The 19,569-nt window shown below is 47.3% G+C and carries 19 protein-coding genes and 2 tRNA genes; 5 read left to right on the forward strand and 16 right to left on the reverse strand.

The annotated features are described in order from the left end of the window. Positions 1–66: 66 nt before the first annotated feature. Positions 67–139 (reverse strand) — tRNA-Asn (locus tag ARCVE_RS10575). A gap of 191 nt (positions 140–330) precedes the next feature. After that, positions 331–1,779 (reverse strand): proline--tRNA ligase, encoded by a 1,449-nt coding sequence (proS, locus tag ARCVE_RS10580; protein WP_013684767.1) that lies wholly within the window; start codon positions 1,777–1,779, stop codon positions 331–333. A 127-nt stretch (positions 1,780–1,906) separates the two neighbouring features. Here proS and ARCVE_RS11430 point away from each other — a divergent pair, with 127 nt between their 5' ends. Continuing rightward, positions 1,907–2,071 carry a hypothetical protein gene (locus ARCVE_RS11430; protein ID WP_156786060.1) on the forward strand — a complete coding sequence of 55 codons (165 nt, stop codon included), beginning with the start codon at positions 1,907–1,909 and terminating at the stop codon, positions 2,069–2,071. A 274-nt stretch (positions 2,072–2,345) separates the two neighbouring features. Then, positions 2,346–3,314 (forward strand): SDH family Clp fold serine proteinase, encoded by a 969-nt coding sequence (locus ARCVE_RS10590; protein WP_013684769.1) that lies wholly within the window; start codon positions 2,346–2,348, stop codon positions 3,312–3,314. A 622-nt stretch (positions 3,315–3,936) separates the two neighbouring features. Here the strand turns inward: ARCVE_RS10590 and ARCVE_RS10595 are convergent. The 4 genes from ARCVE_RS10595 to ARCVE_RS10945 all read right to left on the reverse strand — a co-directional run bounded on the left by ARCVE_RS10595 (position 3,937) and on the right by ARCVE_RS10945 (position 7,496). Then, the gene (locus tag ARCVE_RS10595) at positions 3,937–5,097 is read right to left on the reverse strand and encodes an AN1-type zinc finger domain-containing protein (protein ID WP_013684770.1); all 1,161 of its coding nucleotides are present in this window, start codon (positions 5,095–5,097) and stop codon (positions 3,937–3,939) included. Positions 5,098–5,118: 21 nt separating this feature from the next. After that, positions 5,119–6,204, reverse strand: coding sequence for an AN1-type zinc finger protein (locus ARCVE_RS10600; protein ID WP_013684771.1), 1,086 nt, complete (start codon positions 6,202–6,204; stop codon positions 5,119–5,121). Between the two features lie 343 nt (positions 6,205–6,547). Beyond that, positions 6,548–6,619: transfer RNA gene (locus tag ARCVE_RS10605), tRNA-Ala, on the reverse strand. Between the two features lie 145 nt (positions 6,620–6,764). After that, positions 6,765–7,496: a transglutaminase-like domain-containing protein gene (locus ARCVE_RS10945; protein WP_013684772.1), complete on the reverse strand. Its 732-nt coding sequence runs from the start codon at positions 7,494–7,496 to the stop codon at positions 6,765–6,767. A gap of 212 nt (positions 7,497–7,708) precedes the next feature. Between ARCVE_RS10945 and ARCVE_RS10615 the strand changes: the two genes are divergently transcribed. From ARCVE_RS10615 to ARCVE_RS10625, 3 genes are all read left to right on the forward strand, one after another. Further along, positions 7,709–8,824 carry an MFS transporter gene (locus ARCVE_RS10615; protein WP_156786061.1) on the forward strand — a complete coding sequence of 372 codons (1,116 nt, stop codon included), beginning with the start codon at positions 7,709–7,711 and terminating at the stop codon, positions 8,822–8,824. 42 nt (positions 8,825–8,866) lie between these two features. Next, positions 8,867–9,895 carry an aspartate-semialdehyde dehydrogenase gene (gene asd, locus ARCVE_RS10620; protein WP_013684774.1) on the forward strand — a complete coding sequence of 343 codons (1,029 nt, stop codon included), beginning with the start codon at positions 8,867–8,869 and terminating at the stop codon, positions 9,893–9,895. Between the two features lie 97 nt (positions 9,896–9,992). Beyond that, a complete protein-coding gene (locus ARCVE_RS10625; RefSeq protein ID WP_013684775.1) occupies positions 9,993–11,987 on the forward strand; it encodes an IGHMBP2 family helicase in 1,995 nt (664 codons plus the stop codon). On the opposite strand, the gene ARCVE_RS10630 is transcribed toward ARCVE_RS10625, so the two are convergent. The 10 genes from ARCVE_RS10630 to ARCVE_RS10675 form a co-directional block, all read right to left on the reverse strand. Beyond that, positions 11,935–12,348 carry a restriction endonuclease gene (locus tag ARCVE_RS10630; protein WP_232215805.1) on the reverse strand — a complete coding sequence of 138 codons (414 nt, stop codon included), beginning with the start codon at positions 12,346–12,348 and terminating at the stop codon, positions 11,935–11,937. The two genes, ARCVE_RS10625 and ARCVE_RS10630, sit on opposite strands and share 53 nt — an antisense overlap. Next, positions 12,317–12,607: an AF2331 family protein gene (locus ARCVE_RS10635; protein WP_013684777.1), complete on the reverse strand. Its 291-nt coding sequence runs from the start codon at positions 12,605–12,607 to the stop codon at positions 12,317–12,319. Before ARCVE_RS10635 ends, ARCVE_RS10630 begins: the two co-directional genes overlap by 32 nt. A 12-nt stretch (positions 12,608–12,619) precedes the next feature. Beyond that, on the reverse strand, positions 12,620–13,657 hold the full coding sequence (locus ARCVE_RS10640) for a DUF1786 domain-containing protein (protein ID WP_013684778.1): 1,038 nt from the start codon (positions 13,655–13,657) through the stop codon (positions 12,620–12,622). Between the two features lie 219 nt (positions 13,658–13,876). Further along, a complete protein-coding gene (pyrG, locus tag ARCVE_RS10645; RefSeq protein WP_013684779.1) occupies positions 13,877–15,481 on the reverse strand; it encodes a glutamine hydrolyzing CTP synthase in 1,605 nt (534 codons plus the stop codon). 4 nt (positions 15,482–15,485) lie between these two features. Continuing rightward, positions 15,486–15,665, reverse strand: a complete 180-nt coding sequence (locus tag ARCVE_RS10650; protein ID WP_013684780.1) for a methytransferase partner Trm112 — start codon at positions 15,663–15,665, stop codon at positions 15,486–15,488. Between the two features lie 133 nt (positions 15,666–15,798). Continuing rightward, positions 15,799–16,812 (reverse strand): adenylosuccinate synthetase, encoded by a 1,014-nt coding sequence (locus ARCVE_RS10655; RefSeq protein WP_013684781.1) that lies wholly within the window; start codon positions 16,810–16,812, stop codon positions 15,799–15,801. A 60-nt stretch (positions 16,813–16,872) separates the two neighbouring features. Further along, positions 16,873–17,307, reverse strand: a complete 435-nt coding sequence (locus tag ARCVE_RS10660) for a hypothetical protein (protein ID WP_013684782.1) — start codon at positions 17,305–17,307, stop codon at positions 16,873–16,875. Between the two features lie 120 nt (positions 17,308–17,427). Next, positions 17,428–18,399 (reverse strand): hypothetical protein, encoded by a 972-nt coding sequence (locus ARCVE_RS10665; protein ID WP_013684783.1) that lies wholly within the window; start codon positions 18,397–18,399, stop codon positions 17,428–17,430. Positions 18,400–18,436: 37 nt separating this feature from the next. Continuing rightward, the gene (locus tag ARCVE_RS10670) at positions 18,437–18,895 is read right to left on the reverse strand and encodes a hypothetical protein (protein WP_156786062.1); all 459 of its coding nucleotides are present in this window, start codon (positions 18,893–18,895) and stop codon (positions 18,437–18,439) included. 71 nt (positions 18,896–18,966) lie between these two features. Continuing rightward, positions 18,967–19,506, reverse strand: coding sequence for a YfcE family phosphodiesterase (locus tag ARCVE_RS10675; RefSeq protein ID WP_013684785.1), 540 nt, complete (start codon positions 19,504–19,506; stop codon positions 18,967–18,969). Positions 19,507–19,569 lie beyond the last annotated feature (63 nt).

The raw sequence follows: 19,569 nt of genomic DNA on the forward strand, positions 1-19,569 counted from the left end.
GATTTTAACGATCTTACGTTAAAAGTTGGAAAAAACAAAAGATGAGCGGCACCCCAACTTTTGGGACGCCGCCGGCAGGATTCGAACCTGCGACCATCGGCTTAACAGGCCGACGCTCTACCAGCTAAGCTACGGCGGCTCTTGCCATTCTCATGCTGAGGTGAATTTAAACTTTATCCTCGTATATGTGCTGACCACTGAACTGCTGCAAGAAAGTACCGGTGGGCGCAACATTTTACTTTTTTGACACCTTCGGGAAGATTGGACTTTTCACACTACGTTATTTTCGCGACAAATTTAGGCAAGAGATAAAATTTACAAAAATAAAAATCAGTACGTCTTCGCTATCGCGTTCAGGTAGCCCTTTCCACCGCAGACGATACAGCTTCCTTCGTATTCAACATCAATCCAGTCCGGCTTTTCTTCAAACCTTCCAAGTACGCTGCCGCCCGCTTCAGTTTCTATGGAATCTCCACACTCCGTTGACGAGCAAAGGTGTACGAGTGCAACACCCTTTCCAACCCATCCTGCAACTTCAGAAATGTTATCGAAGTACTTTATTTTCTCCTTCATCCTTTCGAGAGCAGCTTTACTCATGCGCTCCTTCATTTCCGCAGCCCATTTCTCTATTCTTTCCTTTGTAAGCTCCTCGACGGAAATCTTGAACTTCTTCCTCTCATCCCTGAACGAAACGACCACTGCGTTCTCTGCAACCTCCTTCGGGCCAACCTCTATCCTCATCGCTGCACCCTTCAGCTCCCACCTGTAGTACTTCGCTCCCGGCCTCTCATCGCTGTCGTCCAGCAAAACGCGATATCCAAAGCCCTTCAGCCTGTCAAAGATTTTTTCGCACAGCTCAAGTACCTCTTTCTCCTTCCCCTTGTACAGAACCGGGATTATGACTATCTGCGTTGGCGAAACCTCAAATGGGAGAATAAGACCAAGATCGTCTCCATGTATGCTGATCAGTGCAGCTATGCAGCGTTCGGAGATACCGTAGCAGGTCTGGTGCGCAAATTCGTGCTCTCCGTCAGGTTTCTCATAAGTTATGCCAAACGTTCTGGCAAAATTATCTCCGAGGTGATGTACGGTTCCGATCTGCATTGTCCTGCCATCAGGCATGACCGTGTCGAACGCGATGGTGTATGCAGCGCCAGGGAACTTGTCCCACTCCGGCCTCCTTATGACGAGGTACGGAATTGCAAGGAAGTCGTAAAACTCCTTGTAGTAGCCCACCGCCTTTCTAACCTGCTCTTCTGCCTCTTCAAACGTTCTGTGGACTGTGTGTGCCTCTTTGAAGGACGTTATCTCGCGAAGCCTTATCAGAGGGCGGGTGTGCTTGGTTTCGTAACGGAAGGTGTTTACAATCTGGTAAACCTTAAGCGGTAAATCTGCATGACTCCTTATCCAGAGCTTGAACATGGGATACATTGCAGTCTCACTCGTGGGCCTTAACGCGAGTTTTACATCTAAAGGCGTTAGGCCGCCATGGGTTACCCAGTAAACCTCGTCCTCGAACCCCTTTATGTGCTCTCCTTCCCTTCCAAGCTCTGTTTCAGGAATCAAAGCAGGGAAGTAAACCTCGTCATGGTCTCTATCCATTATCTCCCTGAGTTTTCCATAAACAAGCTGCCTTATCTTGAATCCGAAGGGATACCAGACGTAAAGCCCCTTGACAGGGTAGCGAATGTCCATTATCTGCGCCTGCTGGATTATCTCGTGATACCACTCGGAGAAATTCTCCTTTGGCGGCAGGCTTTCTGATTTATCCTGAGCCATTACAGTCACCTCTAAGGCGGGCGGGTTGGCTTTTTATTAAGCTTTCGTAAGCTGCCAGTATAAAGCGCAGAAGAGGTTTGATATATGGTATTAACGTTTGGTTAGCTAGCTGGGATGGATCGCTTCATTGCTCACAGTACTGGTAGCCTTGACGTGCAGAGACGTGCAGAGCTATGACGAGAAACTTCCCAATGAGATCTATGAGCAGTACATGGCAGCGTGGGGGAAGGTCAACCTTGTACCTGAGGAGGTCAGGCTGGAGGGGCTCATAGCCACTGTCCAATCAAACTGATTAGTGGGCTGGCAATTTTATCAAATTTGCAAATCTATAAATTTTTAAATACTCTGGTGCAGATACGTAAATTGGTGACGAATTATGACAAATGTGGATTACGAAAGAGAGTATAATGAAATGCTTGAAAAGGCTATGAGCAAGCCTGGCTTAGCGGAGCTTATGAGGTTATATGGGAATATTAACAAGAGTATCAGGGTAAGTAAGAGATGTACGGGCAGAGTTGAATACTATTTTGCTACGAACTCAGATCACTCCTTCTGAGGTGTAAATTTTGCCCTCGTGGGGCGAGATACTTAGAGAAATCGCAAATAAGGAAATAGTGTGGGCAAAGAAAGTTGAACAAGGTGAAAATCTACCACATCCGTGTGACGTTGTAAGAAGAGAATATCTTATGAAACTTCACAAATATACAGGAAGAAACACGATCGTTTATGCTACAAGCTGGACTCAAGCACACCAGATTCCACCGGAATACATAACAATCACCGAGGAAGATATTCAGGGATTCATGGAGGCCATCTACGGGCTGGAAGGAAAGGAACTCGATCTGATCCTACATAGTCCCGGAGGTCAGCCAAGTGCAACAGAAGCTCTTGTGACATATCTCAGAAAGAAATTTGATGACATCCGAGTTATAGTTCCCCAGGCAGCAATGTCTGCTGCTACTATGCTGGCTTGTGCGGCAAATAAGATAATAATGGGCAAGCATTCTTCACTTGGCCCTGTTGACCCTCAGTTGATCCTCGACACCCCTCTTGGTAGGAGGTCTGTTCCAGCTGGGGCAATTCTTGATCAGTTTGGATGGGCCAAGTATGAATGTGAGGGTAATCAAGAAAGTTTGGGTATTTGGGTTCCTATACTACAGCAATACGGTCCTGCTTTACTTATAGAGGCAAATAACGCTATAGAACTCTCTCAACAGCTTGTTAATAAATGGCTAAGAGAGTATATGTTCAAAGACATAGAAGATGGCGAAAAACTTGCTGAGGCTATCTCCAAAAAGCTTTCAGATCATAGATACTTCAAAAGCCACAGCAGACATATAAGCATAGACGAAGCAAGAGAATTAGGACTTTTAGTAGAAGAGCTTGAAAATGATCAAAAATTTCAAGATCTCGTGCTTTCTGTATTTCATGCGACCACTATTACGTTTGACCTAACTGCAGCTGTCAAGATAATTGAGAACCATGAAGGTAGGGCATTTATTAAGCTATACGGACATCCAAAGCAGGATGAGTAAATCAAGAGTTAATTGCTATACTTGAACTGTTAGATAAACAATCACGCCGGCCTTTCGAGCCGGCGATCATACGGGACTCTCGATCCCGTGGTCCGGGACATAGTCCCAGCCTATTGTGTCCACAATCCTGGACCTGCATGCAGTTGCAGATCCTGCAACAAGGTGTGTGAACACAATAGACTGCAAAACGTTCCGACCTTGCGAGTCGGTTTATCATGTGGGCCTGTCGAGCCGCGACTCGGGTTCAAATCCTAAATTCTACAACCTTGCGAGTCGAAAGATTCTTCGACACTGTGGTCTTGGCAGTCTCTTCTCCACATTAACCCCCTGTTATCACCTTAGAACACGCCAGCCTGACGGTGCAAAATTAAAGCTTGTGTCCACACTTCCGTTGGATTCAAACGGATAAATAGAAACAGGCCTATAATTCCATAAGGATTCCACGGAGTAAGTGTCCCACAATCCTGGAACTGTGGATCCCAGGAACCAGGTTTGAACCATAAGTCCCGCAACCTTTCGACTCGAAAGAGTTTGACCTACTTCACTGTGGAGATGAGGCTCTCTTTTTTCTACCTCCCCGTCAACACCATAGAACATGCTAAAGTTTTGGTGCTAAACAAAATCACCAATAGATTTCAATATTTGAGACTATTCCCAAGCTCTCCCAGTAAAAGCCCCCTAATAATTCTTTCTGCTCCTCTAGTTCTTTGTATTTCTTGTCCAGCTTCTCCTTTTCCTCCTTTAACTCATCATACATTCTCTTGAGCTTTGCATATTCAACAGGATCGTGAATGACTGTTCTCCCTCTCAATTCTTTTTCGTATTCTTCAACCTTTTTATTAAACTCTTCAGCTTCTTTATTGTACTCTTCTAATGCCTTCTTGTACTCTATCCACTTCTGTTTGTAGTCCTCGTAAAACCAGTATTCTGGAGATTTTGCTTTATCTATACTTATCAGACCATACTCCTTACCCACAACCACATAGGCAATCTTATCGTAGTGCGGTGGGGAAAACGTCACCAATTTACCATCAACAAACTGATAAACTGTAATAAAGCCACCTCCAGTACAATCAACGTAAACTAGCCCTTTATCGGTTGTATTAAAGACATTGAGAGCATGTCCTATGCCATCAACAAAGTCTATTGCAACAAATCCAGCTCTAATTCCAGCAGCTTCAGCGTTGTTGTGAAGCATTTCGGCAAAGTCGGCACAGACAAACGAAGCATAGTCGTAAGAGAGTTTGTCGGTATCATCCTTTTTGAGGAAAGAGATTAGTTCATCCCAAGTAGGGTCGGTTGCGTTTTTATAGTTCACTAAGCAAACCCTCTCTCCCGATGCCTTAGCAATAGGAATACAATTTCTGTAGACATCAGGCTCAATGGTCTTCTTTACAGCCTCTATATTTACTGGAGGGATCGACGGAATTTCTGATAATATACCTCCCTCTTTTATTTTATCGAAGAACGGAAGAATTTCTTGGTCGAAATAACCCATAAATAGGACTAACAAAGAAAGCAGAATCAAATACTTGATCTTACTTGATTTTTTCTTTTTCTGGGTTCTGACTGGAACAGAATATGGTGTCGGTCTTATTTTACTCTTAGGCAAAGAAGGCTCTTTTACTCTAGAGACGAATGGAGGTGTTTTTGATCTCCATGCCTCGATATTCACACAATTGTGAGAGGGAGGTAACCTATGGTCTTCGCAAAACAAGCCACCACAGTACCTGCACTTGAATGGATATGCAACGTTTTTGCCGCAGAACTGGCACTTTGACATCTAATCCACCTATAAGGCTTGCTAAAACCAAACTACGACATCTTTTGTTTGAGTAACCTTACTTGAGGTGATCTCCAACTCAATCGATAGTTTATCTCCCGTTATCTTTTCAAGTTTAGCTCCGGGAATGAAGTACTTCTTGGAGACTGCTCCATTAGAAGCAATTGTGAATTCGTCAAGCGGTTCTTTTAGTTCTCTATTGGCATTGAATAGCTCTATGCCACTTGCTGTTTTGCCAGAGATCACGGTTACTCTGACTGGTGCACTGTTCTTGTTTTCGAACTTCAGAGTTAATCCAATCCCGCTGGCTTCATGACTTGCAATAAAATAGTAATTTTCCAAGGACACTATTACTTTTTCAGCAATATTAGGAGTTGGGTTTACTACCACTGCCTGTGGATTTGATAACTGAGGAGTGTTTCCCGTCTCAAAATTCGGTGAGGGCAAATAGCCATATTTAAAACCCAAAAACAGAACTGCGATGACTAATATAGCCGCGATTGCGCCAACTGCTTTCGCTGAAATTTTCCTATGTGAAATATTTTCCTGGTGGGGAAACTCTTCTACTGGCCTAACTGTAAGTTTAGGATAAGACAACTCAGATACTTGGGTTGAAGAAGTTGAGGAAGGAGGGCAAGCCTCGAACAACTCGTCAAATTTCTCATCCTCTGTAGTATCTACTTTCTCCACCCTTATCTTCGGTTTTTCACGCCCTCTTTTTGCTGGAGGGACTTTGTAGCCCCCTATCCTTACATAGGACACTGTCCCCCTGTCAACCACTATTTTCTCAGGGACGTAGTTTTCGCAGCAGTGGTCGTGTGGGAGGCTGTGTTCTTCGCAGAAACGACCTCCGCAATAGCGGCACTCTTTCAAAGAAGATATCTTCCCACACCACTCGCACATGCGACGGAGGTCTTCCTCTGTAATCCCGGGAGGCAAAACTTTCTCCTGCTCGTAGCCTTTACATTCATGAGCCTCCGGTTTTCTGTGATCTTCACAAAAAGATAGCCCGCATTTAGAACAGATGAAGATGTTGTCGTTGAAAATATACTTACCACAGTAATAGCAGTACTTTCTTCGAGGCAACTGGTAGAGGTCTGCACTCATTTAAACCCCTGTTGTACATGATTAACAAAATCTAAAAACTTTTCGAAATCAAATCAGATAGGAAATTACTATATGTAGATGAATTAACAAAGAACGTGAAGACCTCGTAATAACTGAGGTGGGTTACATCAGTCTCGATTGTTCCCATTTTGGTTCCTAAAACAAAGCTAAGGTAACAAGTCCAAATAGGACACCAACAACCAATACGCAATCAAGGCCAGTAGTTTTCAGACAATTAATAAGAAATCCTCTCCTAATTTACCCAAATCTTTAGAAGGAAAGCTTCTGGTGTTCATACTCCCCTATATCAAACAAATAATGGTCAACAACAGTCAAATACAAGTGGACCGGTGGGGATTTGAACCCCAGGCCTCCGCCATGCCAAGGCGGCGCTCTACCGCTGAGCTACCGGCCCGTTTTGCTATGCAGGTTTCAACTGCGGGAGGTTGCAGGTGCAACCCTGTCCCTCTTCGCAATGTTAGACACCATGCTATTTTAAAGCTTTTCCCTACCGCACAACACTCTGAGTCTGAACCGTATTACATAAAACTCCAAAAACATTACCCTCGCACTGAAACTTTTGACTCCCGTGCGTTTCCTTCACAAACCTCGTACCACCCATTTGGATAAACGATGTACTGCGGAGTTCCCTGATATTCTCCACCAGGATGTCTGGCAGTCCAGTCAAGATTTAACCACACTCCACCTTCTTCGTCAATATGATAATGCATAGTCGAGTTGTATTTCTCTTCAAGATATTTCAGTATCTGATTCGTGTCCGTACTATTGTACTCCCCGAGGTAAACTTCAGCGTACGCATGGTCTTCGATGATTACTATTCTGGACGTGCCTCCTATTGCCTCGATGAGGGCAGACATAAGTATTGCATAGTCGTCGCAGTCGCCCACAAGGCCAAGTTCAATCGTACGGCTTGCTGGCGAGAAGTAATCACAGCCATGAGGGTCGCTAACGTAGCGCCATCGGTTGAAAACGTATTCGTAGATGTAACAGATTTGATCGATGTTGTACTCGCCCGGATGGATAGCCGCAACCTTTACGGCAAAATCCCGTGTTGTTGGGCTTGTGTAGTCTATCGCCTTTGATATCTCAGAACTGATTTTTTTGATCCACGCTTCATCTTCCATACAAGAATTTGAGCTAACGTTATGCTCTGCAGCCTGACTTTTTACGGGCACGTTTTGAGTATTTTGTGCATTTTGTATGCTGGCACACCCCATAAGCCCAGTAGAGAAAATCATCAAAGCTATCAAAAACGCAGCCCGCCACTTCATCCCATACCTCCTAATCCCCGGAAAATTAATCCGAGATATTAACTTTGCGAGGCGATGTAAAGCACAACAGCAATGCAATAGAACGTGTATACTGAAAAACCAGATTGGAGCAGAGGAGCAGGAAAAATAGTAAAGGCAAGCAAGGCCAGAATTGGGCAAAAAATACAGGATGACGAAAAAACATAAAAAGACACGTAGAACGTATGAGGAACATGGATTCAAGCGATACGAATGAGAACAGCGGCTGGAGAAACGTAAAACTCCTGAGCCTCGTTAGCTTCTTAAACGACCTGAGCAGTGAAATCATACTTCCAGTCCTCCCATTCTTCCTCCTCAGCCTCAACGCGTCCCCTCTCGGGATAGGAATCGTTGCGGGTATTATGGACGGCATGTCCAATATAATGAAGGCCGTATCTGGCTACTTTTCCGATATAAGGGGGAGGAGAAAGCCACTCGTTTTTGTAGGATACGGTCTTTCTCAGATTTCAAAGCTTGGCCTCGCATTCTCCCCATCCGTAGCTCACGCATCTCTGCTTACAGCATTCGACAGGCTCGGGAAAGGAATCAGAACGTCGCCTCGTGATGCCCTTATTGCGGAGTCATACGCGAAAAGAGGAAAGGCCTTTGGATTCCATAGAGCAATGGACACTTTCGGTGCCGTTATCGGCTCTGCTATAGCTGCTCTGCTGTACTTCCGCTTTTCAGACTACAGGAGCGTAATACTCATCGCCGCGCTGATAGGCTTCGCAGCACTTGTGCCGCTTGGGCTTGTAAAGGAGACTGGAAAAGCCGTAAAAAAAGTAAAACTCGGCCTGAGAATGAGGAGGTTCGTTTTGCTCTCCACAATCTTCGGGGCGGCGAGTATAAGTTACATGTTCTTCCTCATCGCGGCATCAAGCGAGGGCGTTATGACTGCCCTGCTCCTATACCTGCTGTACAACGTAGTTTACGCGTCTGTTTCATATCCCGCAGGAACCATCTCCGACATGGTCGGTAAGAACAGGATCGCTTCTTTCGGCTACCTCTTCCTCTCCTTCGCCTGCCTCTCCATGCTTACTGGCTCTGCAATTGTTGCATTCATACTCTTTGGCCTCTTCATGGCCTTCAGTGATGCAGTTCAGCGCAGCATAGCTGCAGAACTTTCCAAATCCATGGGATTCGGACTTGGAGCGTTTCACTTTGTTTTTGGCACTTCTGCCCTGTTCGCAAACATATTTTATGGATTTCTGCTCGGTTACGGCTTCGAATACGTATTCGGGCTTGCAGCACTGCTGGCGATGCTCTCTTCCATCACCTACTGGAAGGCTGTAAAAATGCCATCCGTGTGAACTTATGACAACCTTTTTATGTATAGGCTTTGAGGGGCTGCCATGAGGTTCAAGGTTGCCGTGCTCGGAGCAACAGGCATGGTCGGTCAGAAGTTCATCCAGCTTCTGGAGAATCATCCGTGGTTCGAGATTTCCGCTCTTGCTGCATCGGAAAAGAGGGTTGGCAAGCCGTACGGCGAGGAAGTCAACTGGCTCGTTTCCGCAAATGTGCCCGAATGTGTTAGGGACATGGAAATGGTACCCATGGATCCAAAGCATGTTGATGCGGACATCGTCTTCTCCGCCCTGCCATCTAACGTGGCAAGGGAAGTTGAGGCTGCGTTTGCAAAGGAGGGTTTCGTCGTTGCGAGTAACGCCTCAGCGTTCAGAATGGAGGAGGATGTGCCCCTCGTCATTCCGGAAGTCAACCCCGACCATTTGCAGCTTGTTGAAACTCAGAAGAAGAAGAGAGGATGGGACGGATTCATAGTCACAAACCCCAACTGCACGACGATTATGCTTGTGATTAGCCTGAAGCCGCTTATGGACCTCGGTTTGAAGACAGTAAGAGTTGCGTCCATGCAGGCTCTGAGCGGGGCAGGCTATCCGGGAGTTCCATCCATGGCAATAACGGATAACGTGATCCCATTCATAAAGGGTGAGGAAGAGAAGGTCGAGACCGAGCCGCTTAAGCTCCTCGGAAAGTTTGATGGCAAGAAGGTAAATCCAGCCCCAATAAAGGTTTCAGCTTCCTGCCACCGCGTCCCTGTGATAGACGGCCACACCGAGGCTGTCTGGGTTGAGTTTGACAGGGACGTGAGCGTTGAGGAGGCAATTGCAGCCTTCGAGTCCCTCAAGCCCCTTGACCTGCCAACGTCGCCTGAGAAAGTCATCATCGTGAGAAGCGAGCCGGACAGGCCCCAGCCGAGGCTGGACAGAGACGAAGGTAACGGTATGAGCGTCGTCGTTGGAAGGGTAAGAAAGGACAGCAACGGCCTCAAGTACATTGTAATGGGCCACAACACAGTTAGAGGAGCTGCTGGAGCGAGCATACTCAACGCAGAGCTTATGGCAAAGAACGGGATGATTTAGCGCTGGATAATTTAGCGCTAAACTATTTTTACTACTTCAGCCACTTTTATTTTTAAGCTTGGAGTGTTAATTTTTGAAAAGCCAAGACAGAGGAGTTATGGACGTCGATAGCTACATCAGCAGACTCAGAAAGCTCGTAGAGCTCGAAAGAAGAGCTGAAATCGAATCGATGAAGGAAGAGATGAGAAAGCTCTCGGGCTATGAAAGAGAAAGGCGAGGCAGGGCTATCCTGAGGCTCAACGGCAAGGTTATTGGCAGGGAATTCGGCTACAAACTCGTCAAGTACGGCAGAAAAGAGAGAATAGAGACGGAAATAAGCGTTGGAGACCTTGTGGTAATAAGCAAAGGCGACCCGCTGAAGAGCGACCTCATTGCAACTGTTGTGGAGAAGGGGACTCGCTACATAGTCGTCTCAATCGACTCAATTCCAGAATGGGCGCTCAAAAACGTCAGAATAGACCTCTACGCCAACGACATCACGCTCAAAAGAATGATAGAGAATCTGGAAAAGCTAAGTGAGAGCGGAAAGAGAACTTTGAGGTTTCTGCTCGGCATAGAAAGGCCAAGAAAGCCAAAGGCTGTAAACTTCGAACCGTTTGACAATAAACTTAACGAAAGCCAGAGAGAAGCTGTAAGCCTTGCTCTCGGAAGTCGAGACTTCTTTCTCATACATGGCCCATTTGGAACCGGAAAGACGAGAACCCTAACAGAGCTAATTCTTCAGGAGGTTAAGAGGGGCAACAAGGTTCTCGCTACAGCTGAGAGCAATGTGGCTGTAGACAACCTCGTCGAAAGGCTCGCGGGAAAAGTCAGACTCGTCAGACTGGGCCATCCTTCAAGAATTTCCAGGCATTTAATCGAATCTTCCATCTTCTTCCAGGTGGAGAAGCACGAAAGGTTTGCAAAGGCAGAAAAGCTCAGAGATGAGGCTGAGAAGCTGATTAGGCAAAGAGATTCTGAAGTGAAGCCTTCCCCCCACTGGAGGAGGGGTTTGAGCGACGAGGAAATAGTTAAAGCGGCTGAAAGAGGGAAGAGGTTCAGAGGAATTCCGTATAGAGTTCTGAAGTCAATGGCTAAGTGGATAAAGCTCAATCGAGAAATCCAAAAGCTGCTCGACGAGGCACGGGAGATTGAAGAGGAGATAGCGAGAGAAATAATCAACAGTTCTCAAGTAGTCCTTGCAACCAACTCGTCTGCAGCGCTGGAGTTAATCAAAGACGTAGAGTTTGACGTTGCAGTCATCGACGAAGCTTCGCAGGCGACGATCCCGAGCGTTCTGATTCCTATTTCAAAAACGAGACGCTTCGTTCTTGCCGGAGATCACAAGCAGCTACCGCCAACGGTTTTAAGCCAGGAGGCTGCGGAGCTAAGCGAAACGCTGTTCGAAAAACTCATCGAAGCTTATCCCGAGAACTCAAAAATGCTCGAAGTTCAGTACAGGATGAACAAGAAGCTCATGGAATTTCCGAGCAGGGAATTCTATGGTGGGAGGCTAAAAGCGGACGATAGTGTTAGGAACATCACCCTCGCCGACTTGGGTGTCAAGGAGCCGAAATTCGGTTTTTGGAATGAAGTCCTTGGCAGCGAACCCCTCGTGTTCATCGATACGTCGAAGTGCGCGGACAGGTGGGAGAGGCAGAGGAAAGGTTCTCCTTCAAGGGAGAACGAGCTCGAAGCGAGAATCATCAAGGAGCTCGTGGAAAGGTTGCTGAAGATTGGTGTTAAAGCTGGGCAAATAGGTGTGATAACCCCCTACGATGATCAGGTGGACTTAATTAAAAGGTACATAAAGGGAATCGAAGAAATTGAGGTAAAGACAGTTGATGGCTATCAGGGAAGGGAGAAGGACGTCATAATAATCTCCTTTGTAAGGAGCAACGAAAGAGGGGAAGTAGGCTTTTTAGATGATTTGAGAAGACTAAACGTCTCGCTGACGAGGGCAAGAAGAAAGCTAATCGCAATTGGTGATACCGAGACGCTAAGTACTAACGAAACATACAGGAGGTTCATAGAGTTCGTTAAAAAGGAGGGGAAGCTTGTTAGCCTATCAGCTCATCAATGTATGCTTCAAGGTTCAGCAAAAAGTCGTTGAACGCGTGGAAGGGCACGACTATGCAGCCCTCGTGCTCCACGATGCTGTCGTCTATTAGCGAAACGATAACGGGAACAACTTTTTTGCCAACAATCTTCTCGTAGCGTTTGCACCGCTCTGCGTGCTTCTTAGCTTCTTTTCTCAAGGCCGATGCTCTGTACCACGTATGGGTGTAGCGTTTCGCATCAATGGCAAGAATAAAACCGTAACGCTCCGCAACGACATCTATCTCTGCCCTTCCTTTTTCATCCTTAAAGACGACCCTGAAAGCTGTTTTAAACTCGTGCGCCTCCAGGATTTCCTTCGTAGCTTCTTCGAACTCCTGCCAGCTACTTACTTCTTGCTTTTTCGATTGCCTCACTTGTGAGTTCATCGCTGGATGTGAATACAACAAGGTATTTGGGCTTCTCGTCGAACTCGTCAACATCCTTTTCCTTGAAAACGTCAGCGACAACTCCGATAGTTACCATGTAAAAGTCTCGCTTTCCCAAGCCGTAGGAGTTGCCGCTTGCCTCGTCTATGTCCGTTACATCACTCGAAACGATTACCATCGTGTCTTCGCCAAGATTCTTTTCTAAGAACTTCATAAAACCCTCTTTGTCAAAAACGTAGGTAGGCATAACCTCAGCCCCCTACACAGCCCCCTTAAGCCTTTCGAAAAGTTCTGCCATGCCAAGGTTGCCCACTATCATGATGTCGCCAGCTGGATTCGCAATCCTGTAGTTACACAGATGGACATTCGGGCCCGTAGCGACAATGTCCCTCACCTCGACGATTTCGCCAACGTACGCTCCATGTCCCATATCGTTAAAGACGTCCTCGTTGCTTATTTCCCCCTTCACAAATCTCTCGATAAACTCTTCAATGCCGTTAGTACCTTTATTCCGCATTACGCTGGTGTGGTGCTCGAAAAGGGAGCATATGCGACCATCCTTATCTGCGACTGCTCCAACGACGTGGGAGTTGCCGAAGTTGAGCAAAAGGGCGGGAAAGTCCGTTACATCGAGCATACAGCCGGCTATTGCTGCAAATACTGTATCGATCACGTACAGTTCCAGTTCAACGCCTTCATCGTTACAGAAATCTTTAACACTTTGGGCAACACTCATCATTCTGTTGAATTCCCCGGGAATTTTTTCTGCAGGGAACAGGAAGTCGTGAAGGTATCCGCTCCGCTTTATCATTCTCTCGAACATCTTAAAGCGGAAACGCCTGTTGCTTTCGTGGGGCGAGAAGCCATGGTCTTGCACTGCCACAACCATCGTTGGCGGTAGCTTTTCTCCGACCGCTTCAAGAACATTCCTGAAAAATTCAATGTCTACATCTCTCATCTCTATGACTGCCACATCGCCTTCAGGCTTGCTAAGCAGAATGCCCATCTGCTTTACTTTCTCGAGGTCATCGGCAATCGTTAGAGCTGGATTTTCTTCAGCGTAAACCTTCAGGCCAGCGTTTAAGTGCTCTTTAATGGCCTTTACACACGCTCCACCGCCCATGGTATAGCCGGTGAGGTAGATGTCTTTGCCCTGCCTTGTCGCCTCCCTTATCTTTCCAGCAACGATTCTCGTTGGCGACGGTAGAATCATCTTCGGACAGTTTCTGATGTTTTCGTCTTTAAAGAGAAGAAAGTCCTGCGTACCACTTCCAACGTCGAGTGTAAACAACCCCATGCCGTTGCCTTACCCATGCTGCTTTTACTTTTTCCTGTGATTCCGCTGGATGCACTGAAATTGAAATCCTCGCAAGGTTAAAAGCAGATGCATGCGACGCTGCGAGGACTGCAGGTACTACAAGCAGTGCGTCGAGTGGAACTGTCTGAAAAATCCCGATGAATGCGACCATTACATGCCCAAAGGGGAAAACGAAGAAGAAAAATAATACAAAAGCGTTCAGGACTCGGAATACTCAAGCGCAGCCCTGACGAATCCAACGAAGGGTGGCGAAGGAGAGTACGGTCTCGACTTGAATTCTGGATGGAATTGTGTGCCGAAGAAGAAGCGGTTTTTCGGATACTCCATGATTTCCATTCTTCTTCCTCCGTCAGAGTAGCCAGAGAATACGAGCCCATGCTTTTCAAAGTCTGGAATGAACTCAGGGTTAACTTCGTAGCGGTGTCTGTGCCTCTCGTACACCTTCTCCCTGCCGTAAAGCTTGTGGGCGATAGTTCCTGGCTTTATCGTGACCTCTATGTCTCCGAGTCTCATTGTTCCACCGAGTTTGTCAACCTCGCGCTGCTCCGGCAGCAGGTCGATTACCGCGTGCTCCGTCTCAGCAAGTTCGCTGCTGTTCGCATCCTCCCATCCAATGACGTGCCTCGCAAACTCGATAACCGCAAGCTGGAAGCCGAAACATATGCCGAGGAAGGGTATGTCGTTCTCCCTCGCGTACTGTATGGCCCTCATCTTTCCAGCACTCCCTCTCTGGCCAAAGCCTCCAGGAACGAGAATTCCATCGGCATCTATGGCAACCTCATCAACTTTCTCGAGTTCTTCGCTATCGACCCAGAGTACATTTACCTTGCAGCCGGCTGCGATGCCTCCGTGCTTTAACGCCTCGCGAATGCTTAAGTACGAGTCCTTTACGTTTATGTACTTGCCCACAACTGCAATAGTCACTTCTTTCTCGAGGCTTTTGAGCTTTCTAACCATCTGCTCCCATTCGTCGCTCTGCCTCCTCTTCTCGAGCTTCAGCTTTTTGACTATGTACTCATCAAGCTTCTCCTCTCTGAACATCAGCGGAACCTCGTAGATGTCGCTGGCGTCCTCCGCGCTTATAACGGCTTCAACGGGCACATCGCAGAACAGGGCTATCTTCCTCTTCGTCCCGTCCAGCAACTTCTCCTTGCACCTTCCGACTATTACGTCCGGCTGCAGGCCTATGCTGCGCAACTCCTTAACGCTGTGCTGCGTGGGCTTCGTCTTCTGCTCCCCGCTCGAGTCGAGGGGTACGAGGGTTACGTGTACGAGGAGGAAGTCTTCCTCATTCTCTTCGTTGTGCATCTGCCTTATCGCCTCGTAGAACGGCATCCCTTCGATGTCTCCGACCGTTCCACCTATTTCAACCAGACAGATTTCTGCATTCGTTTCTCTGGCGACTCTTCTTATCCACGACTTTATCTCGTCAGTTACGTGGGGAATTATCTGAACAGTCTGACCAAGGTAGTCTCCACGTCTCTCCTTCTCGATTACATTGCGATATATCTTGCCCGTCGTTATGTTGTGATCTCCGGTAACTTCAACGCCTATGAAACGCTCATAGTGTCCCAAATCCAGATCGACTTCCGTGCCATCCTTCAGGACGTAAACCTCACCGTGCTGAAAGGGATTCATTGTCCCCGCATCGATGTTGAGGTATGGGTCAACCTTGATGGGGATTACCCTGTAGCCCATATCTACGAGGAGTCTGCCGATGGATGCTGCGGTAATCCCCTTACCGAGTCCACTCATGACACCGCCCGTGACCATAATGTACTTCGTCCTGACTCCGTCGCCCATACTCTCACCTCAGTTCTGGAGGAAGCATGTTCGGAATCCCGTCTTCAATGGGGTATTCGATGTTACACTGCTTGCAGATTAACTTACCTTGCAGAATCTCCTCCTCGTTCTCCTTCTCAACGAAGAGATCGAGGTCTCCTTTACAAATGGGGCAGGCTAAAATGTCAAGCAAACTCCTTTTCATGGATAACCTTCACGACTTCAGCATATTAGTATTTTGGATGCAGGTTTACCTCAGACGTTAATGCGATGTCTAACCTGTCGTCCCAGTTGTTTAGATATTTACCGTTCCTCAGTCCACGATAAAGTAAAAAAGTTCAGAGCTTCTCAGCTCTCAGGTCTATAATCTGGCTCAACTCCGGGCCTGTGGAAATCAGTGTTACGGGAACCCTTACCTCATCCTCAACCTGCTCGACGAACTGCTTTGCCTTCGGTGTCAGCTTCTCCCACTCCGTAACGCCGTAGCACTCCTTATCAAGTTTGTCAATACCCGTAAGTGCAATCTGAGTTGCTCCGTTCACCATCGCAGAGTAGCGCGCAAGCTTTCCATCCCAGTAGCCAATTCTCCTTCTCCTTCCAGTCACAGTCCCGTACTCGATTATCCCGAGCTTCTCAGCCTCTTCCTGCGGCATCTCAGTCGGGAAAGGTCCGGCTCCAACCCTCGTTGGGAAGGTCTTGAAAACTACAACGACCTCGTCTATTTTCGTCGGTCCCACACCAACGTCCGACGCTATGGCAGAAGCGGTCGTGTCCTTGGACGTTACGTAGGGGTAAGTTCCGTAGTACAGACTGAGTGCAAAGCCCTGACTGCCCTCAATGAGAACGAACTCGCCCCTGTCAATTGCCTCGTTAACCTCGAGCGGTACGTCTGCTATGAACGGGCGCAGCTCCTCAACGTCTTTTGCCTGTCTCGCAACCCTCATAACCCTGTCTCTATTTGCAGGCCCGCATCCCGTTCCAGTTGAACCTATCTTTCCCTTCAGGTGCTCGCTCCCTCTGTCCTCCTCGATGTGTTTCTCCTCGATAATCGAGCAGCGGTAGTCGAGCCTCGCTCTATCGGCAACATCGAGCAACTCAACCTCCTTCAGGAACACGCGGGGGTCTACGAGAACACCAGCCCCTATAAACAGCCTCGCGTCCTTATAAACAAATCCCGATGGTATCATTCTAACGCCGAATTTCTTACCCTCTACTTCCACCGTGTGGCCTGCATTTGGCCCAACGCCACCTCTGGCAATTATTACTGGCCTGTCAGAATGGGCAATGTGGGCGATTATCTTCCCCTTACCTTCGTCGCCCCAGAAACCTCCAACCACTATCGTAGCTGACATGGTAAATCCCAAGGCCTCTTCGCAAAACAATATTTTAAGTTTGCTGATTTTGCTGCTGGATTACAGAAACATGATAGTTATCCAGACGAAGAGAGCTGGATTGGCCAGAATTCCGATGGAAAACCCAATTACAGCAGATTTTCCACGAGAAAGCCCGTAAACAAGCCTTGCAAGCACGGAGTTGTAACTGAAGAGAAGAAGAAATGCAAGCACGAGGGCTACAACGAAGTTCTGCGATAACATCGCCAAGTAATCGATGATGAGGCCTCCAGCCGTCACCACTAGGACGTAAGCGAGAAACTTGAGGCTTCTTATGTCCTTCTGGAAAAGTGTAAGCAGTATCGCGAGAATTACGAGGTTGCATATGTAATCGAGGGCGAATACTGTTCCGAGAGCAGGCGGCAGGTTGTGAGATTTGTTTGGAGGAATTGGATTTGCAAGACAGGTCTGGACTGACAGAATTGTCGAGAGAGTTTGTAGAACCTTTGCTCTCACTCTCCCACCCCTATGATCTAAGTAACCAAACAAGTTTCCTGACCATAGAAAGTGAATTCTTTTTACCTTTATGTTTTTGTTAGATTTTATTTAAATTAATAATAAGTTCCTTTGGAGTGATCATCCCAAAACTCCGCAAACGATTTCTGCAAACCTTATCTTCGCGTGCTTCTCAAGTCTTTCCGGCCTGAGGATTTTTCTCCCATCAACCATTCCGAGTCTTTCCATGACTTCTCGCTCCTCCTCTATAACTTCTGCAGGTATACCGTAGAACATCGCAAGCTCCTCAAGCTCTAAAGAGAAGCCCGTATACAGAATTGCCGCAAGGGCAGCAAACCTTTCGAGATGCTGCCTCTCAAGCTCGAGGGGGCAAAACATGGCCTTAACAACCTCTTCTGGAGCCCGGTATTCGTCCCAGAGGTAGTTTCCCCAGGCGTCGTGGACGTAAACTCTGGCAGCAAGGCCGATGGACTCAAGAAATTCGAAGAGCTGGAACGCAGCCTTTCGAAATATGGTGTGGGTGTAGAAGTGACAGAAAGCCCACTCGATATCTGACGGAGGGGCCAAGAGGTTTTTGCAGCAGATCTTCGGCAGCACATCGAGTTCAGCAGACTGCATATGAGGCAGGACATCGTACAGCTCGAATCTGTCTTCAAGACCGAGCCCGGTAGGATTTGTTCCTTCAATCGCTATGCCTCTACCTCTCTTTGACTTTCTAAGGCCCCTCAGCAAAATCTGCACGAGCTTGGGATTTTTCGCTGCAAATGCTTCCATCTCATCCACATGCTCTGAAATCCTCTCTTTTACAGCTTTCTTCGCTATTTTCCTGCCGTCGAGGGTCAGAGAAGTGAAACGGGGAGCCCACTTATCAGACGTTCTCGAGCTGCTCCTGGCAAGGCCGTAGCTCTTGAGCGTGGGAAGCATCTCGATATCGACAGACTTTATTTCAGCATCGCAGAAAGAATAGCCCTTGTTATCCACAGCAGCCTCGACGATTTCTCCAGCTATGTACAGGTAAACCAAACTGTTAATTGCTACGTCAGCCCTATCAAGAATTCCGTCCATTTCGAGATAGCGGAACAGTTTATCCACGTCTGAAAGTAGATTCCAAACTTTAAAAATTGTATCTTTAAAACCGTTCCCTCCAGATTTCCTCGGCGATTTCTCTAACGATGTCTGACATCTTCATTACCACAAGGGGTTCCATGTTCTGCCAGACCGTTCTGACGAACGGGTGGTGATAGATGGGAGCATGAGGAAGTTCAACACTACTTATTAGTTCCTTGAGCTTGAAAACATCAGAGAGGCACGCTTCCACTTCTTCAAGGCCAATCTCCCTCATTTTTTTCTCAAGGCCTGTGCAGAAGGCGTAGAGATTTATCGCGGTGCAAATGGCGTTCAGGTTTCCGAGTTCCTCAACGAGGGCAGCTATAGTCTCTCCAGCGTCAACGACGAGTTCGTCGAACTCGTCAAGGAGTACAGGCCCGCACATGCTCTCATCCATGCCGGACAGGACTTCTGCCACCCTTTCCGATATTGAAGGGGGCACTCCAAATGTCTCCGCAAGCTTGACGTAAGCCAACATCATACTCAATTCGCTCCGGTGGTTTTATTTTTTGTGCTGTCACCATCAGCCATTATCAGCAAGGCTGTGATTTTTTAAAGAATAAGGTTCTCTTTTCTCACACATCTCAGCCCGTCTACGTCCTCATAGAGCTCAACGTCGATTTTCGGCCCATCAATGTTTAGAATCATGAACGACGGAGTTAGAGAGGCGTTCCCGCCTCCCCAGACGCCAGTTGCCGAACCGGGATTCAGAAGAAGCACATCCTTCAAATAGATGTCCGGTGAGTGCGTGTGACCGGAGATTAGTACGTTTACACCCATTTTCTTCGCGATTCTTATGAGCTGATTCCTGTTGCCCCTTGGATATACCTGATTTCCGTGAATCAGGCCGATTCTGAGTTCTCCTGCGTCTATCACCTCATACTCTGGAAGTGGGAGGTGATCCATGTTACCTCTCACGACGAACATCTTCTTGGCGAGGCTGCTGAGGAGTTCAAGGACATTCCTGCCCGTCAGGTCTCCAGTGCATGCGACGACGTCGAAGGTCTGCGAGGTTATGAACTCCTCCACCACATCTGGCAACTTGGATGCTCTCTCAGGTATGTGCGTGTCCCCTATGACGAGCATCCGCATACTTAACTCTCTGTTTGTTGAAGCTAAATGTTTAATGTTTAAGTTTGTCCACAGATCCAGGAG

This window comes from Archaeoglobus veneficus SNP6, assembly GCF_000194625.1.
GTDB classification, from domain to species: domain Archaea; phylum Halobacteriota; class Archaeoglobi; order Archaeoglobales; family Archaeoglobaceae; genus Archaeoglobus_C; species Archaeoglobus_C veneficus.

Bases quoted from the DNA above. Each gene is read 5' to 3' on its own strand.
- proS (WP_013684767.1), bottom strand. From the start codon at position 1,779: ATGGCTCAGGATAAATCAGAAAGCCTGCCGCCAAAGGAGAATTTCTCC.
- ARCVE_RS10595 (WP_013684770.1), bottom strand. From the start codon at position 5,097: ATGTCAAAGTGCCAGTTCTGCGGCAAAAACGTTGCATATCCATTCAAG.
- ARCVE_RS10600 (WP_013684771.1), bottom strand. From the start codon at position 6,204: ATGAGTGCAGACCTCTACCAGTTGCCTCGAAGAAAGTACTGCTATTAC.
- ARCVE_RS10945 (WP_013684772.1), bottom strand. From the start codon at position 7,496: ATGAAGTGGCGGGCTGCGTTTTTGATAGCTTTGATGATTTTCTCTACT.
- ARCVE_RS10615 (WP_156786061.1), top strand. From the start codon at position 7,709: ATGGATTCAAGCGATACGAATGAGAACAGCGGCTGGAGAAACGTAAAA.
- asd (WP_013684774.1), top strand. From the start codon at position 8,867: ATGAGGTTCAAGGTTGCCGTGCTCGGAGCAACAGGCATGGTCGGTCAG.
- ARCVE_RS10625 (WP_013684775.1), top strand. From the start codon at position 9,993: ATGGACGTCGATAGCTACATCAGCAGACTCAGAAAGCTCGTAGAGCTC.
- ARCVE_RS10635 (WP_013684777.1), bottom strand. From the start codon at position 12,607: ATGCCTACCTACGTTTTTGACAAAGAGGGTTTTATGAAGTTCTTAGAA.
- ARCVE_RS10640 (WP_013684778.1), bottom strand. From the start codon at position 13,657: ATGGGGTTGTTTACACTCGACGTTGGAAGTGGTACGCAGGACTTTCTT.
- pyrG (WP_013684779.1), bottom strand. From the start codon at position 15,481: ATGGGCGACGGAGTCAGGACGAAGTACATTATGGTCACGGGCGGTGTC.
- ARCVE_RS10650 (WP_013684780.1), bottom strand. From the start codon at position 15,665: ATGAAAAGGAGTTTGCTTGACATTTTAGCCTGCCCCATTTGTAAAGGA.
- ARCVE_RS10655 (WP_013684781.1), bottom strand. From the start codon at position 16,812: ATGTCAGCTACGATAGTGGTTGGAGGTTTCTGGGGCGACGAAGGTAAG.
- ARCVE_RS10670 (WP_156786062.1), bottom strand. From the start codon at position 18,895: ATGATGTTGGCTTACGTCAAGCTTGCGGAGACATTTGGAGTGCCCCCT.
- ARCVE_RS10675 (WP_013684785.1), bottom strand. From the start codon at position 19,506: ATGCGGATGCTCGTCATAGGGGACACGCACATACCTGAGAGAGCATCC.